Origin of the sequence: Shewanella sp. AC91-MNA-CIBAN-0169 (genome assembly GCF_040310165.1) — a bacterium.
Lineage (GTDB): Bacteria > Pseudomonadota > Gammaproteobacteria > Enterobacterales > Shewanellaceae > Shewanella.
This window is the reverse complement of the sequence record NZ_JBEOPM010000008.1, coordinates 65,452-82,268: the sequence shown is the minus strand read 5'-3', so window position 1 is coordinate 82,268 and position 16,817 is coordinate 65,452. Positions and strand designations below refer to the sequence as shown.

Below are 16,817 nucleotides of genomic sequence, written 5' to 3'. Positions count from 1 at the left end.
ATTTTTTTGTCATACTTTCGTATGTTGTAATACACTTAAGAGTATATACACTTTTGGTTCAACTAATTTGTTGGACCATATTGTTGGAGCATACTATTTTGAAAAATGATGCGAACATTGAGTCGACTTGAGTTCACTAGCGTATTATTGATTACGCTGTTGATATTCATTAATTTGATTAACGCTAAGCATGCCAGTGCTTCGGTGGTTGAGAGTCAGTCTGCCATCAATTCAAAAAACCGTAATATCATCCGTTATTGTGTTGATCCAGATTGGTTACCTTATGAAGCCATTGTCGATGGCCGTCATACTGGTATTTCATCTGATTATTTAGCATTATTAACCGACTATACCGATTTGACTTTTGTGTTAGTGCCCACCTCGTCTTGGCGACAGAGTTTAGAATTACTCAAACAAGGTACATGCGAGTTAACCCCCATTTTAAATCAAACCCCCAAACGCGACGCCTATCTCTCTTTTAGCGATATTTTTTTTAAATCTCCAAACGTCTTGGTGTCATTAAAATCCCAACCTTTTTTACAAGGCTTTGAAAACATCGGTGATCGCTTATTGGCCATACCCAAAGATTATCGTCTAGTGGAATATATCCAACAATTTTACCCGACTATCAATACCGTGTTGACTGATAATGAGCGACAAGGATTGGAAAAGGTGGCTAACGGTGACGCGGATGTCTTCGTAGGGTCGATGTTTTCTGTTAACGCGTATATTCAACAACACGGGTTAACCTCGCTAAAAATAGCGGGTTGGGGTGGTCCTGAAGATGAGTTGCGTATTGGCGTTACTCATGCAAAGCAAGGTTTGCTGCCACAGATTAATGCTGGATTGGCAAAAATCACTAAGGCAGACCATATTTCAATTTATAAAAAATGGCATAATATTACTGTTATTGAAGACATTGATTACAGCCTAGTGATCCAAGTGGTGACTGCTTTAGGAATGTTTATCTTATTTCTGCTTTACCGAACAATGTGTGTGAGCAAGTACAACCTTCATTTAGAAACCAACAACAAGCAGTTGCAACAATTACAGTTAGAGCTGGAGAAGAAAAATTGCGACCTCGATTTTTTGGCTCAACATGATCCGCTGACAAAATTGTATAACCGCCAATATTTTAATCAAACCTTTTTAGATGATGCAAGGCAGCCGCTGAAAAAAATGGGTCAGAACAACAAGATAAGTTTGATCATCATGGATATTGATTTATTTAAAGCAATAAATGACCTGCATGGACATGCAATTGGAGACAAAATATTAGTTCAAGTCGCACAAGTATTACAAGCATCAGTAAGGGAGCTTGACGTTGTAGCCCGGTGGGGCGGTGAAGAGTTTGTGGTGGTTTGTCAGCATGTACAGTTACACGATGCCACTGAGCTTTGCCAACGAATTACTGATGAACTTAGTCATTTTCATTTTTATCACAATATTAACGTGACCTGTAGTTTCGGGATTGCCTTATTGGGCGAGAATGAACCTATACAAGCTTGCTTTGAACGAGCCGATGCCGCGTTATACAAAGCTAAGCAGTCTGGGCGTAATCAATATTGTAGTGCGTAGATAAAAAACCACATCTTGCTGGATGTTTGTGCCATTAGCAAAAATCGATCTTTATGTGAATAAATGCATATTTGTTGTGGTGTGATGTTGTTTCGCGACATTATGTGGCTCTAAAAATGCCGATTTAGGTATTTCATCTAAAATTTAACATTTTTCAGTCAAATTACCCCTAAGACTAAAAAATAATCTACTATATTTTAGTCAATTGTTTTATATGAAATTTATAGCATTAATTGAGCTTTTTTATGCTAAAAACAAATAAATATTGCAACAGCTATTTGCGCCCAGCAAGGTTCCAATTTACAATATGCGCCTTAATAACCTGATGTGCGGTGTGTCGGTTCTTTTTCGCATGCTCCGTCTACTTCTTAAACTAATCATTAAAGTTGAATCATGACCGAATTATCCAAATACAGAAACATTGGTATCTTCGCTCACGTTGACGCGGGTAAAACCACGACCACCGAGCGTATCCTTAAGCTAACCGGTAAGATCCATAAGATCGGTGAAGTACATGATGGTGAATCAACCACAGACTTCATGGAACAGGAAGCTGAGCGCGGTATTACCATTCAGTCTGCAGCGGTAAGCTGTTTCTGGAAAGATCACCGTTTTAACGTTATTGACACTCCTGGCCACGTTGACTTTACAGTTGAAGTTTATCGTTCGCTAAAAGTGCTTGACGGCGGTATCGGTGTATTCTGTGGTTCAGGCGGCGTTGAGCCTCAGTCAGAAACAAACTGGCGTTATGCTAACGATTCTGAAGTTGCGCGTATCATCTTCGTAAACAAGTTAGACCGTATGGGTGCTGACTTCTTACGTGTTGTTAAGCAAACTAAAGACGTATTAGCGGCTAACCCATTGGTTATGGTTTTACCAATCGGTATCGAAGACGAATTCTGTGGTGTTGTTGACCTACTAACTCGTGAAGCTCACATTTGGGATGATACTGGTTTACCAGAAAACTTCGAAATTAAGCCTGTACCAGCTGACATGGTTGACATCGTTGAAGAATACCGTGAATTGCTGATCGAAACTGCTCTTGAGCAAGACGATGCTTTATTAGAAGCTTACATGGAAGGTGTTCAACCATCTATTGAAGACGTTAAGCGTTGTATCCGTGCGGGTACTCGTACAATGGCTGTGTTCCCAACATACTGTGGTTCAGCATTCAAAAACAAAGGTATGCAGTTATTGCTAGATGCCGTTGTTGATTATTTACCTGATCCAGTTGAAGTTGATCCACAACCTCTAACTGACGAAGAAGGTAACGAAAATGGCGAATTCGCAATCGTTGATGTTGATGCACCTTTTAAAGCATTAGCGTTCAAGATTATGGATGACCGTTTTGGTGCGTTAACTTTCGTACGTATCTACTCTGGCCGTTTGAAGAAGGGTGACACCATCCTTAACTCATTCACTGGCAAAACAGAACGTATTGGCCGTATGGTTGAGATGCAAGCTAACGAACGTAACGAACTTGAATCAGCACAAGCTGGTGACATTATCGCTATCGTTGGTATGAAGAACGTGCAAACTGGTCACACTTTATGTGATCCTAAGCACCCTTGTACACTAGAAGCCATGGTATTCCCTGAGCCAGTTATCTCTATCTCTGTTACGCCAAAAGATAAAGGCGGTTCTGAGAAAATGGGTATCGCTATCGGTAAAATGATTGCAGAAGATCCATCTTTCCGTGTAGAGACTGACATTGATTCTGGTGAAACCATCCTTAAAGGTATGGGTGAACTTCACTTAGACATTAAGGTTGATATTCTTAAGCGTACTTACGGCGTTGACCTAATTGTAGGCGAGCCTCAAGTTGCTTACCGTGAAACTATCACTAAAGAAATTGAAGATAGCTACACGCACAAGAAACAGTCTGGTGGTTCTGGTCAGTTTGGTAAAATTGACTACACTATTCGCCCTGGCGAGCAAAATACTGGTTTCACTTTCACTTCTAAAGTGGTTGGTGGTAACGTACCTAAAGAATTCTGGCCTGCTGTTGAGAAAGGTTTCAAGAGCATGATGAACACAGGTACTATCGCAGGTTTCCCTGTGTTAGACGTTGAACTTGTGCTTCAAGACGGTGCTTTCCACGCAGTTGACTCGTCAGCTATCGCGTTCGAAATCGCTGCTAAAGGTGCTTTCCGTCAATCTATGCCTAAAGCCGGTGCACAACTTCTTGAGCCTATCATGAACGTTGACGTATTCAGCCCAGATGACAACGTTGGTGACGTAATTGGTGACCTTAACCGTCGTCGCGGTATGATCAAAGATCAAAACGCTGGTGTTACAGGTGTTCGTATTAAAGCTGACGTACCGTTATCAGAAATGTTCGGTTATATCGGTTCACTACGTACAATGACTTCAGGCCGTGGTCAATTCTCTATGGAATTTGCTCATTACAGCCCTTGTCCAAACAGCGTTTCTGAGAAAGTTGTTGCTCAAGTTAAAGAACGTAAGGCTGCTGAAGCTAAGAAGTAATTCTAGTTTCGACTTGCCCATAAAAACCGTTGCCTAGGCAGCGGTTTTTTTATGTCTTTTTTATGTGATTTCTACGATATTAAATGGTTATGACACAGTATTGATATTATTCATGACTGTTTCTGCTGAGCGTTAATAGCGCTTGGGCTGGTGGGGTTAACGGTAGGTTCTCTCGCCATATTAATGCCAGATCCCAGGTCATTGCCGGTTGCATAGGTTTAAATACCAGTTTGCTATTGGTTAACCGTTGGCAAATGGGTTCGGGTAAAATCGCGACGCCTAAGTTAGCTTCAACCATTGCGGCTAAAAAGTCCCACTGACCTGTTCGAAAGGCGATATTGAGGTGTACACCAACTTTACGGCTTAAATAATTAATTAACTTTGCTAATGAAAAGTCTTCGTTGTAAAGAATGAAGGGATAAGATTCAAAGTCTTGCCAGCGTATGTCTGCATTGTTAGCAAGTGGGTGGCCTTCTGGTAAGCAAGCCAGTAAGGGATATTTAGTCAGAAGTTGACTTGCTAACTCTGTTTTATGCGTTGTCGGAAGTGCAGTAAAGGCTATATCTAGACTGTTGCTCAATAGTGCTTGCTCGCAACCAAATCCGCCATACTCGTACATCTGTAATTCGATTCCGGGATATTTTCGTCGATAATCGGTCAGCAAAGGAGTGATTAAACTACTCATCATAGGGCAGACACCAAGTCGTAATCGTCCTGACTTCAAGCCACTGAGGTTGTTAATACCTTCTTGTAGTCGATGCCAATGGCCTAAAATTTCCCGTGCACTTTGCTCAAACAATTGTCCTGCTTGGGTTAATTCTACTGTTTGATTATTCCTGATAAGTAATTGCTCACCAATGTTGTCTTCTAAACGTTGAATGGTTTTTGTCAGTGTCGGTTGGGTCATAAAACATTTTTGTGCCGCCCGGGTAAAGTTTTTGGTTTCAACTATGGTGAGAAAGGTCTGTAAGGTCTTGATTGGGATGTTCATGCTTAAATGGAATCCTCTCTATGGTAATTATTCATTTTACCTATGAACCCTAAACGATTACTTTGAACTCGTTAACAAAAACGGAGCAATGGTTATGAAGTCAACATCAAGTTTATGGGTCGGTGCATTATGGCAAGCGGCGATGCCTGTGAAGCATGAGATACAATCACCTAATACGTCACAAACATCAGCAGAACCGAGTTCGCCAGTTACACAGCAGACATCTAAACCAACAAACCCAGCCTAGGCTGGGTTTTGTTTTTAGCCCTTTTGTTGTTCGGACTTGTACCGTTTTAACACTGACACTGATAAAAAAATGCCACTTCGATTGAAGTGGCATTGCTCAAATTGAGGAATGGGGGGAATTTATATCTTCACTAATTACTTTGTCGTAAATGTGTTTTCCACTAACTCCTGTTTATTATCTGCTTGTGCAACATGGCACTGTACGCAGAAGTAGTTCATGCCATTTAATGTGCCTTTGTCATCTACAACGTGTGACTTCGCCACTGGCGTTGCTTTCATTCTTTTTGCTTTATCCCAGCTATGGCATGTTAGACAGCCATTTTTGTCCGTAGTGATGCTATAGCTATCTTTATGAGGGATCAACGGCGGTTGTTCTGCAAAGCTGCGCGCGATAGCTTTTCCTCTTGTAGGGTAGGTGGCGATAGCATCAGCTGGTGAGTTGTCGGTTATGGCTACGTTACCTACACGAGACTCTACTTTTACAGGAGTATTGTCTGCTACGGCTTGTTGTCCAGAATATGCGCTAAGGCTTAATAGTATGGCCACGACGCTAAGTAATTTTTTCATTTTCATCTCCGTTACATCCTAATGAATGTAGAAATCGAGTGTCGCAGCTGTCATGGTGTAATAACCCAGTGACAGCTGCAGCAATTAATATAAAAGCAGTATTAGGCTTTAAATATTTTTACGGGACACTTTTTGAAATCAGTTTCTTTTGATAATGGGTCAGTTGCATCCAAAAGCAGCTTGTTGACTAATTGTTTAGCGTCGAAGAATGGCATAAATACCACCCCTCTAGGTGGCTTGTTGCGACCTTTGGTTTCCACTCGGGTGTTGATTTCTCCACGTGGTGATGCCACGGTAACCTCGTCCCCTTGGGCTAACCCACGTGCCTTAGCGTCAGCAGGATGCATAAAGACTTGAGCACTTGGCATTGCTTTATGCAATTCAGGTACGCGAGCGGTCATTGACCCTGTGTGCCAATGTTCCAGTACTCGTCCTGTTGACATCCACAGATCAAATTCTTCATTAGGCTCTTCTGCAGCGGGTTCATAAGGCAGTGCAAATATGACGGCTTTACCATCTGGTTTACCGTAAAAATTGAAGCCTTCACCTGCTTTGACATAAGGGTCACTGCCTTCAACGAAGCGGCGGGTAGTTTCTTTGCCATTAACGACAGGCCAGCGTAATCCTCGCGTTTGATGGTAAGTGTCAAAGTCTGCTAAATCGTGTGCATGGCCGCGACCAAATTGAGCATATTCTTCGAAAATACCTTTCTGCAGGTAAAAACCAAAGTGTTCGTTTTCATCGTTATAAGCACCTTTACAATCGCTGGTAGGGAACTTATTGATTACGCCGTTAGCAAATAACACTTCATATAACGTTTTATCGGCTAGCTCAGGTTGTTTAGCGATTAATTCAGCAGGCCAGACTTCACTCACTTTAAAACGTTTAGAAAATTCAACTAACTGCCATAAATCAGACTTAGACCCTTCAGGTGTTGGAACAAGCTGATGCCAGAAATGGGTACGGCGTTCCGCATTACCATAAGAGCCTTCTTTTTCAACCCACATTGCGGTTGGAAGAATTAAGTCTGCGGCCATTGCCGTAATAGTTGGGTAAGGATCCGAGACCACAATAAAGTTTTCTGGATTACGGAAACCTGGATAAACTTCATCATTGATATTAGGACCAGCCTGCATATTGTTAGTACACATAGTCCAATAACAGTTTAATTTACCATCTTTAAGCATACGGCTTTGCAGTACGGCATGGTATCCAGGTTTGGCTGGAATAGTGCCGGCAGGGACTTGCCAAAGTTTTTCAGTAATTTCACGATGTTTATCATTGTTCACCACCATGTCAGCAGGTAAACGATGTGAGAATGTGCCTACTTCACGAGCAGTACCACAAGCTGAAGGTTGGCCCGTCAACGAGAATGGGCTGTTGCCTGGAGTGGCTATTTTACCGGTGAGTAAGTGGATGTTATAGAGCATGTTATTTGCCCACACACCACGAGTATGCTGGTTTATACCCATGGTCCATAAGCTCATCACTTTGATGTTAGGGTCGGCGTAAGCTTTTGCCATAATCTCAAGTTTGTCAGCCGGTACGCCGCTCATTTTAGCTGCGTATTCTACAGTGTAAGTGCTAACGAATTTAGCATACTCGTCAAAGCTAATCGGTTTGGCATCACCGCTACCTGGGTTTTTAGCTTTCTTTTCCAATGGATGTTCAGGGCGCAAGCCATAACCAATGTCAGTGGTACCTAGGGCAAATTTAGTGTGCTTGCTAACAAAGTCTTTGTTTACTGCTTTGTTTTGAATAATGTAATTGGCAATATAATTTAAGATGACTAAGTCTGTTTGAGGCTTAAACACCATGGCATTATCTGCTAAGTCAAAGCTACGGTTTTCGTAAGTAGAGAGTACGTGTACGCGGGCATCTTTATGGCTTAAGCGACGGTCTGTTAAACGTGCCCATAAGATGGGATGCATTTCTGCCATGTTGGCGCCCCACAATACAAAGTGGTCAGCGGCTTCTAAGTCATCATAACAACCCATGGGTTCATCAATACCAAAGGTACGCATAAAGCCACCCACAGCTGATGCCATACAATGGCGTGCATTAGGATCGATATTGTTGGTCAGAAAACCAGCTTTATGAAGCTTAGATGCGGCGTAGCCTTCCCAAATGGTCCATTGACCAGAACCAAACATCCCTACAGAGGTTGGGCCTTTTTTGGCTATGCTGGCTTTCCATTTTTCGGCCATGGTATCAAAGGCAACGTCCCAACTTACTGGCGTAAAATCACCTTCTTTATCATATTTTCCATCTTTCATTCTGAGTAATGGCGAGGTTAATCGGTCCTTGCCATACATGATTTTAGATAAGAAATAACCTTTAATACAATTTAAGCCTTTGTTAACAGGGCTTTCAGGGTCGCCTTGAGTGGCAACAATTTTACCATTTCGAGTACCCACTAAAACACTACAACCTACACCGCAAAAGCGACATGGGGCTTTATCCCATTTTATTTCACTTTTACCTTCTGCAGCTTGAACGATATTAATTGGAATAGCGATACCCACGGCCGACGCTGCTGCGGCAGCGGCGTTGGCTTTTAAAAACTCGCGACGACTGATGCTCATGGTGTTCCTCACTCTTAGAATGTTGTACTTGGTACGTGATAGTCATTGGAGGTGACGTGATAGAGTGAGTCTAGACCTTACTAATAACATGGGTATACCTCAGAATGGGTATAGTGGTTAATAGTTGTGCAAGGTCACATTTTTCAGCGTGATGTAAATCTCATTTTAACAATTAGGTAAATGCTGTTTTAGAGATTGCTTGTAAAGCGTATTGTGCTTGAGATGCAGATTATTTGCGGATTAAAAGCCCATTGGTGCTCTGTTGCTAACATGGTACCAAGGAATGGGGAATTGAGATTTTGAGAGGTATGATCTTTGTAGGTAGGCCAAGGCTTGCTTATCTTCGAGAGCGCATTCCACTCGAATGGTAAACAAGCCTAGTAACCCGTAAGCTCCATATAACCTTGACCTTGGTGGCTGCCTTTAATCGTAATGGGGCCTTCCCAATATGAGGTTGATACTGGCATGTCGCTGTTGGGGTTAACGGCTTGAGTTGTGACGTCGATGGCTTCACTGTTAATGTTAATTCGCCATGCAATAGGATGATTGCCTAATGCCGTTTGTTGCCACTGAGTGGGTTGCATATCGATATCATTAGGGTTGTCTCGGCTATTAATATTGTGACCACTACCATCAGCGAACATCCTTCTAGCACTGTAAAAATGTGCTTGGTCATTTTCGCCGCGCAGTCTAAATGCCATTAACGTTGAGTTGTCGTCTAAACGCAGTGAAAACCAATCCCAACCTTGCTGGGCCTTGGTTAAAAATTGTGAACTCCATTCGCGGTCAAGCCAAGCTTTACCGCTGACTTTTTCAGTAACACCATGACGGGTAACTTGACCCGTTACATCAATAAAGGGTTGGCTGTAATAATAAGATGCCACGCTTTGGTCTGCACTTTTGCTGCTATAACCTTTATCGCCTTGTAATTGCAGAGGTTGCTGACTGTTTAGCTGTAATTGATAACTAAACTTATCACTAGCGACATTTAATGTGGCCGGAAACAGACTGTCAGACTGACTTAACCATTGCCAGTTTTGTAAATGTACTTCAAATGGTTGTGGTTTAACGCTTGCAAGTTGTGGGTGGCCTCGTGACCATTTTTCGGCCATTAAATGTTCAGTATTTGTGGTTACCGCGGCATGTGCCATGTAAAGCTGATTGGTCACCCAATTATTCGTTGTTGTCTCTTGAGGGCTTACTGGTGGTGTCATTCCGATACGAAATTGAGTCCATTGCACGCCTACATCTTCACCTGCAGCGGTGGTCAAGTTTGCGGTTAAATACCACCACTCAATTTTAAAGTCATCGTGAGCTAAGTGGTCTTGCGGAAAGAGTAAGGTTTTACCTTGAATTACTTCGCTATAACCTTCAGCAGAAGCTGACGACATACTGCTAATGGTAGACTGTTTTACTGCAACATTTTGCTGAGGAGAGCAAGCCACTAGCAATGCGCTAAGAGGAAAGACAATGACCATCAACCATTGCTTCTGCACTCTGTAGCTAACAGTTTTGAACGCGACGTTGAGTACGCTCTTGAAAGTGAAAGAGGTCATAGTGCTTCCTGTTGCAAGCTGGATATCAAGGGTTTTCTGGTTTGCCAATACAAAGGTAAACACACTGCAAGTAAACAACTGACCACAGCAATGATCACCACTTGAGCATATGCCGCCCAATCCCACACCATGGCGATGCTCCAGCCAAATGCTTGTAACGTGACTTTATGAATTAATAAATAACCCAGTAACGCGCCTGTCGGTAACGCGACCAAGCAGGTTAATAACACGATAAATAGCATTTGCACTAACACCATCATCCGTAATTGATTACGACTAACACCTAGAGCATACAAGCGGGCTAATGGTGCTTGCCTCGCTTGCGTTAGCATCATACTGGCACTGAATAAGCCAATGGCAGCTACCAGTAAGGTTAAGCTATTAAGCACTACAGTGATTGAGAATGTTTTATTAAATATGTTAATCGCTTCAGTTTTAATTCGCTGCTGGCTATACATGTAAGCAGAAGACAGATTGATTTGCTGGCTAATATTGTCTTGTAGTGGAGTAATATCACCTTGATAAGACACGGCTAGGCTAATGGGTTTGGCGGGTAATTGAGATTGCTGCCATAAGGACTGAGTAATAATCGCTTCGCCTTGGGGATTACCGTAATCGTAATAAATTCCGCCAATGTTCAAGCTAGCTTGACCAAGTTGCGATAGCTGAACTTTATCGCCTATATTGAGTTGGTATTTTATCGATAATGGTTCACTTATCATCAGGCTTTCACCTGCTGTGAATGTTGTCCAAAAGTCATCGGCTGTGGTTTTAAATACAGTTGTTTCGGTTAAAGACAAATGGTCACGACTGACAAGGTGGATAGCAACCTGTGTTTGCGGCGTGTCAATTCGATTAAGGTTGCTGTCGACAGTCCATTGCTCATAAATCGCTTCAACCTTGGGATCTTGTTCCAATAATATCGTTAATGTATCGATTTGGTTTGGATTGGGTCTAATGTATAAATCTGCATGCAAACGGGCATCGAGCCATTTTTTTAAGGTAATTTCAAAACTGCCCACTAAGGTGTTCATGGCAATATTGGCACACAAAGCTAGCAGCATTGCCATCATCGCCAGCGCGAGAGGAGCAATAATCTCTTTGGTTTCGGCAATCACGTATTGCCACAGTCCTTTAGGCATAAATGGACTGAGTAAGTTAACTCCCCAATGTAAAAATTGAGGTAACAATAACGGAATCGCAACCGAGAGAATACCCAGTAATACTAGGCTATGGCGATACTGTTCGGTAAAGGCGAAGGCGATAGTACACACTAAGATTAGCAATGCTGCGATGATAAATTGTCGCCAATGAATAATGCCGAATTGTTGGCTTTGTGGTTGTTTTTGAGCCCCTTGCGCAAGTGGGGTGTTAATCAGGTTTATCAGCATGGGAATACAAGCAGCAAAAGCCGCTGACAAGGTTAATATGAGTGCTTGTGCAAACCATTGCCATTGCCAGTTTCCGGGTAATAATTTGGCGCCATAAAGCTGTTCAAGAGTGATGGCGACCATAGGTTGTAGCCATTGCGATAATTGCAGTCCGACAATAAAACCTAATACACAGCCAATAAACACTAAACAGACTATTTCAATGCTTAGGGCAAGCATGATGGTGCGCCTATCGAGCCCTTGCTGCATGATTTGCACCAGCAATTTTTGACGCTTCATTAAGCTATAACGAACCCCGTTGTAGGCAATAAATAAGCCGACAACAAAGGCCAACATGCTCATGGCATCAAGATTAAGATGAAAGCTGGCAGTGAGGGCGGTAAGCGATTCGCCTTCACTCGTTTGGGTGGTGAAATTTAGCTTACTGGTATCAATACCTGCTTGGGTTAGGGTGTTCGTTAATCGAGCTATCAGTTGCTCATCTGTTTCTGATTCGTTTGCGGCTGAGATATTTGCATTTGAAGAGGGTGAATCAAATACGGCAACGTAACTTAACTTACCCTGCATATTCAGCAAGGGTTGAGCGAGTGAGATATCGGCCAAAATTGCCGAACCAAGCCCCCACGAATCATCAATGGCAACGAGTTCAACAGCCGTGTCGTTCAGTATTATGCGGTCAGTGTTATTGGTCACTTTATTCATACGTTCGCGCTGGCTTGCCGACATTAGCACTTTGGGTTTGCCTGCCAGTAATTCTGCTAGCGGAATATGCGTCGCTGTTATCGATGAGCTAGCACCTGATTTTTGCTGTTGCATGTTGCTGGTCATAGCGGCAACTACATCACTACTATTAACCCGCCATAATCGGCCTTGTTCATCGGTTGCGATGCCTTCAATGCTGGTAATGGTATTGAATCCTGCATTGGCTAATGCAAAATAAACTGCCTCATCAATACTGCTTTCTGTACGGTGGCTAATCGATAAGCGAGCTTGTTGGCTCATTAGTTCGGATACATTGCCATAGCTTTGTTTGGCGTTTTCGTTGGTGGCGTATACGCCAATCAGTAACGTTACCGCGAGCATGATGCCCAGTAAAATAGCACTGGCTTGCAGGGGGGCATGACGATAATGGCTGGCAAACAGGTGCAAGCATAACCTTAAGCGCTTAATTGAGAATAAGTATGATGAAGAGTTAGTTGTCATGGGCTTAACCTTGCAATGTCATGTCAGCAGGGTTAATCACAATCTGTTGATTTTCGACGTGCCAGCGATGCTGCATAAATGCGGCACATTGTTCGCTGTGAGTCACCATTAAAATACAACAGTTGGCTTGTTGAGCGAGTTCGGTAAGTAGTTGCATGACTTGTAATCCGGCGTGTTGATCAAGATTACCTGTCGGTTCGTCGGCTAATATGAGTTGTGGTTTGTGAGCTAATGCCCGCGCGATAGCCACTCGCTGTTGTTGCCCTCCGGATAAGTTTTCAACGTTGCGGTCTAACAATGGCGTTAATCCTAGCTGGTGGCAAAGTTCATCACACCAAGGGCTCCATGCTAACTGATTTAGCGCCAGTGAAAATTGAATGTTGTCGCGCACATTTAATGGTGTGAGTAAGTTAAATTGTTGGAATATAACCCCGAGCGACTGACGTCGATATTGGCTCCATTGCTTATCTTGCCACTTTGTCACCGATCGCATGTTATCAGCCTGACGGATTAACATGTCACCGTTGTCTATGGTTTCAAAGCCACCAATGATATTCAGTAAGGTACTTTTACCGCTGCCGCTAGGCCCGGTTAATGCGATAGTTTGACCTTGCTGCAAAGTCAGGTTGACGTGATTAAGCACCGAATGAAATGACTCGCCATCGCGGAACCCTTTACTAATATTTTCTAAGGTGACGATAGTAGTCATAGTCGCTCCATAACGAATTAGCTTAATTGAAGTTCTGAATAAACAGAGTAATATTATCAATAATATACGTGATATAGATCATTAATGTTCAAAAAATAAAAAAGCGAGCCAATGGCTCGCTTAGTGAAGATACAACATCAATTAATTAAGCATCTGCTAAAGAATATGGCAACTCGATAATAGTTAGCTGTGAGCTTTCATCTCCGGTAATACGAAGTTGAGCGTTGTTTTCGGTATCATTTGGCAACACCGCGGTAAGCAGTACCTTGTCACCATATTGGACGCATTCAATGATATTGCCACCACGACGGAAGCCGCCTTCAAGGGCAATTTCTAATTGAGTGTCAGTGCTGATGGTTTGCTTGGTAGTACCAGACAAAATATACAATGCACGTTTATTGCCACCGCGATATTTCATCCTGGCAATGGTTTCCTGGCCCATGTAACAGCCTTTGGTAAAGCTAATGCCATTAATGGCTTGCAGGTTGCACATTTGCGCAACGTACTGGCCGGAATGAGCGGCATCTATGTTTGGATAACCGGCTTTAATTTCCAATGCTTGCCATGCACTTGCAGCAAACAATGTTTGTCCCGATTGGCTGATAATGGTTTGTGCTGCTGCATTGTTAATAATGGCAATAAAACGTTCACCATCACGAATAATCACACCTTGCTCAACAAGGTTAAGTGGTTGCGATACATCGCCAAAATGTTCAGTTGCAAAGGTTTGTGCTTTTGGGCCAGCAATACCCATTATTTGATAATCATTACTGACATCGGCGAGTTCGGCTTTACTGAATACAGCGTATTTTTGTAACTGAGGTAAATCCAAGCTTAAAGTACTTTTTGGCAGTAACATGAATAAGCTATCGCCGATTGAAAACCCACGGAAACTGGCGAGCATTTTACCTTTAGGGTCGCAATGAGCACCCCATTTCCACTCGTTTGTGCCAAGGGAGGTAATATCTGTGGTGACTTGGCCATGAATGAAACTGCGCCCTTGCTCACCAGTGATTTCGATTAACCCCATATGCGTCAAACTTGATAACATTAATTCAGGAGACGTGGCGATAAAATCCCAATCTGGTTGGTTTACTGAAATGGTCATAACTATCCCTAACGTGTGAATAAGACGGTATGGTTGGAGTGTAACGGATTAATAGAATGCTCAACAGGGGGCTATGGTTTTAAAGCCAATAAAAAAGCTACCTTGTGCACAAGGTAGCTTTTTAGGAAGACAATTAACTCAAGTTAATTGCTTATAAAAGTCAGTTTAAAACAATACCCGCGCACGGATAGTGCCTTCAATAGACTTTAATTCAACCAATGCTTCTTCAGCTTGATCAGAATCGACTTCCATTACCACGTAACCAATTTCAGCAGTGGTTTGTAAGTACTGAGCAGCAATGTTAATGCCTTTTTCAGAAAACGCTTGGTTAATTTTAATCAATACACCAGGACGGTTTTGATGAATGTGCAATAAGCGTGAGGTACCGCTATGTTGCGCTAAAGACACTTCAGGGAAATTGACCGCAGACAGGGTAGAACCGTTATCTGAGTATTTCACCAGTTTGCCAGCCACTTCTACGCCGATATTCTCCTGTGCTTCAGCAGTACTACCACCAATATGCGGTGTGAGTAATACATTGTCTAAGCCACGCAGTGGAGAGATGAATTCATCATCATTCGACTTAGGTTCTACCGGGAATACGTCAATCGCAGCACCCGCAAGATGTTCTGACTTCAGGGCATCGGCTAAGTCTTCGATATCAACAACAGTTCCGCGAGAGGCATTGATAAAGAAACTGCCTTGACGCATTTGAGCAAATTCAGCTTTAGCGAACATGTCTTTAGTTTGCGGTGTTTCTGGTACATGCAGGCTAACAACGTCTGCTTGGGCCAATAACTTGTCCATAGAGTGAACTTGAGAGGCATTGCCTAGCGGTAACTTATCTTCAATATCAAAGAAAATCACTCTCATGCCCAAGGTTTCAGCCAAAATACCCAGTTGAGTACCAATATGGCCATAACCAATCACACCTAAGGTTTTACCACGGACTTCAACACTGCCATTAGCACTCTTCAACCAACCGCCACGATGTGACATGGCATTGCGCTGTGGAATGCCACGCATCAGCATGATGATTTCACCAATCACCAATTCAGCAACACTGCGGGTGTTGGAGAAAGGGGCGTTGAAAACAGGAATACCCAGTTTCTCGGCCGTGGCTAAATCGACTTGGTTGGTGCCAATACAAAAACAACCAATCGCAACCAACTTTTCTGCACGGTGCAATACTTCCGCAGTAAGCTGGGTGCGGGAGCGTAATCCAACAAAGTGAGCATCTTTAATTGATGCAATCAAAGCCTCTTCGCCTAACGAGGCTTTATGGTATTCAATGTTGGTATAACCTGCACGTTCTAGTACATCGACCGCAGTTTGGTGGACGCCCTCCAACAGCAGGATTTTGATCTTATCCTTGTCAAGCGAGTGTTTCGCCATGATATGGGTACCCTCTTATCATTAAATGGTGCTTAAGCTAATGGTTATACTAATGCTTATACTAATAGTTATGATATAAATGCGGACTTCCGGCGCATTATCAAAGTAGCACTTTTTTAAGCGCTTGTAGAGGGCTAGATGGCTAAAGTTTATATTCTAATTTGAGAACAATATCTCATGGAGAGAATTAAGATGAAGAGTAAGGTTATATGGATAGGGATTTATCTATTAGTACTGTTGTGGTCAGTTAGCGCACCTAAAGATATGTTCACTTGGTGGTTAGAAGCTATACCTGCGTTAATCGCATTACCTATTTTATTTTTTAGTCGTAAAAGCTTTCCTCTGACTACGTTAGCTTATGCACTTATTTTAGTACATTGCTGTGTGTTATTTGTCGGTGCACGTTATACCTATGCTGAAGTGCCGTTATTTGACTGGCTAGCGCAAGTGATGGGCGGCGAGCGCAATAATTACGATAAAGTCGGCCATTTTGCTCAGGGTTTTATTCCGGTAATATTAGCTCGCGAAATATTTATTCGTAAACATGTCATGCAAATAGGTGCTTGGTGTCAGTTTTTAGCAGTATGTTTTGTGTTGGCGTTTTCAGCTTTTTACGAATTAGTTGAATGGTGGGTTGCCATTGCTACCGGTGAAAATGCCGAGGCATTTTTAGGCACTCAAGGATATGTTTGGGATACTCAATCTGACATGTTTTTAGCATTAATTGGTGGGGTATGTGGCTTACTGTTGTTATCGTCTCTTCATAATAAACAAATAGCGACCAAAATGGCGCTTAACCAGCAGTCTTTATCATAAGGCTCGCTTAACTTATTTAGTTAGCTTATTTTGTCATAAAATGAGTAAATTTGGCTGCTAGCATTGATGAGAGATTGATGATGTTGAGCGAATTGAAAGTATGAGCTTATCAGTCTTGGGTTAATGATAAAGTCTACGCAAAGTCAGTCAAATTTACTATTCATACTTTAGACTTACATAATAGT

The 16,817-nt window shown here is 42.4% G+C and carries 12 protein-coding genes; 4 read left to right on the top strand and 8 right to left on the bottom strand.

Annotated features, from left to right (window positions below; all coding sequences use genetic code 11):
• Window positions 1–108 precede the first annotated feature (108 nt).
• Both AAEY98_RS09200 and fusA read left to right on the top strand, forming a co-directional pair.
• On the top strand, window positions 109–1,578 hold the full coding sequence (locus tag AAEY98_RS09200; protein ID WP_351016551.1) for a diguanylate cyclase: 1,470 nt from the start codon (window positions 109–111) through the stop codon (window positions 1,576–1,578).
• 393 nt (window positions 1,579–1,971) lie between these two features.
• The gene (gene fusA, locus AAEY98_RS09195) at window positions 1,972–4,065 is read left to right on the top strand and encodes an elongation factor G (RefSeq protein ID WP_101086185.1); all 2,094 of its coding nucleotides are present in this window, start codon (window positions 1,972–1,974) and stop codon (window positions 4,063–4,065) included.
• Window positions 4,066–4,171: 106 nt separating this feature from the next.
• On the opposite strand, the gene AAEY98_RS09190 is transcribed toward fusA, so the two are convergent.
• Window positions 4,172–5,056 carry a LysR family transcriptional regulator gene (locus AAEY98_RS09190; protein ID WP_101086184.1) on the bottom strand — a complete coding sequence of 295 codons (885 nt, stop codon included), beginning with the start codon at window positions 5,054–5,056 and terminating at the stop codon, window positions 4,172–4,174.
• 94 nt (window positions 5,057–5,150) lie between these two features.
• Here AAEY98_RS09190 and AAEY98_RS09185 point away from each other — a divergent pair, with 94 nt between their 5' ends.
• Window positions 5,151–5,303 (top strand): hypothetical protein, encoded by a 153-nt coding sequence (locus AAEY98_RS09185; protein ID WP_174839623.1) that lies wholly within the window; start codon window positions 5,151–5,153, stop codon window positions 5,301–5,303.
• Window positions 5,304–5,437: 134 nt separating this feature from the next.
• On the opposite strand, the gene AAEY98_RS09180 is transcribed toward AAEY98_RS09185, so the two are convergent.
• From AAEY98_RS09180 to serA, 7 genes are all read right to left on the bottom strand, one after another.
• Window positions 5,438–5,869, bottom strand: a complete 432-nt coding sequence (locus tag AAEY98_RS09180) for a nitrate reductase cytochrome c-type subunit (protein WP_351016462.1) — start codon at window positions 5,867–5,869, stop codon at window positions 5,438–5,440.
• A 101-nt stretch (window positions 5,870–5,970) separates the two neighbouring features.
• Window positions 5,971–8,454, bottom strand: a complete 2,484-nt coding sequence (gene napA, locus AAEY98_RS09175) for a nitrate reductase catalytic subunit NapA (protein WP_101086182.1) — start codon at window positions 8,452–8,454, stop codon at window positions 5,971–5,973.
• 377 nt (window positions 8,455–8,831) lie between these two features.
• A complete protein-coding gene (locus tag AAEY98_RS09170; RefSeq protein ID WP_351016459.1) occupies window positions 8,832–10,010 on the bottom strand; it encodes a lipocalin-like domain-containing protein in 1,179 nt (392 codons plus the stop codon).
• Window positions 10,007–12,604 carry an ABC transporter permease gene (locus tag AAEY98_RS09165; RefSeq protein ID WP_351016456.1) on the bottom strand — a complete coding sequence of 866 codons (2,598 nt, stop codon included), beginning with the start codon at window positions 12,602–12,604 and terminating at the stop codon, window positions 10,007–10,009. The genes AAEY98_RS09170 and AAEY98_RS09165 overlap by 4 nt, the downstream gene beginning before the upstream one ends.
• A 4-nt stretch (window positions 12,605–12,608) precedes the next feature.
• On the bottom strand, window positions 12,609–13,313 hold the full coding sequence (locus tag AAEY98_RS09160) for an ABC transporter ATP-binding protein (protein WP_101086180.1): 705 nt from the start codon (window positions 13,311–13,313) through the stop codon (window positions 12,609–12,611).
• A 145-nt stretch (window positions 13,314–13,458) separates the two neighbouring features.
• Window positions 13,459–14,421, bottom strand: a complete 963-nt coding sequence (gene ygfZ / locus AAEY98_RS09155) for a tRNA-modifying protein YgfZ (protein WP_351016453.1) — start codon at window positions 14,419–14,421, stop codon at window positions 13,459–13,461.
• Window positions 14,422–14,586: 165 nt separating this feature from the next.
• Entirely contained in the window at window positions 14,587–15,816 is a 1,230-nt protein-coding gene (gene serA, locus AAEY98_RS09150; protein ID WP_101086178.1) for a phosphoglycerate dehydrogenase, read from the bottom strand.
• Window positions 15,817–16,008: 192 nt separating this feature from the next.
• Here serA and AAEY98_RS09145 point away from each other — a divergent pair, with 192 nt between their 5' ends.
• The gene (locus AAEY98_RS09145; RefSeq protein ID WP_162022264.1) at window positions 16,009–16,632 is read left to right on the top strand and encodes a DUF2238 domain-containing protein; all 624 of its coding nucleotides are present in this window, start codon (window positions 16,009–16,011) and stop codon (window positions 16,630–16,632) included.
• Window positions 16,633–16,817 lie beyond the last annotated feature (185 nt).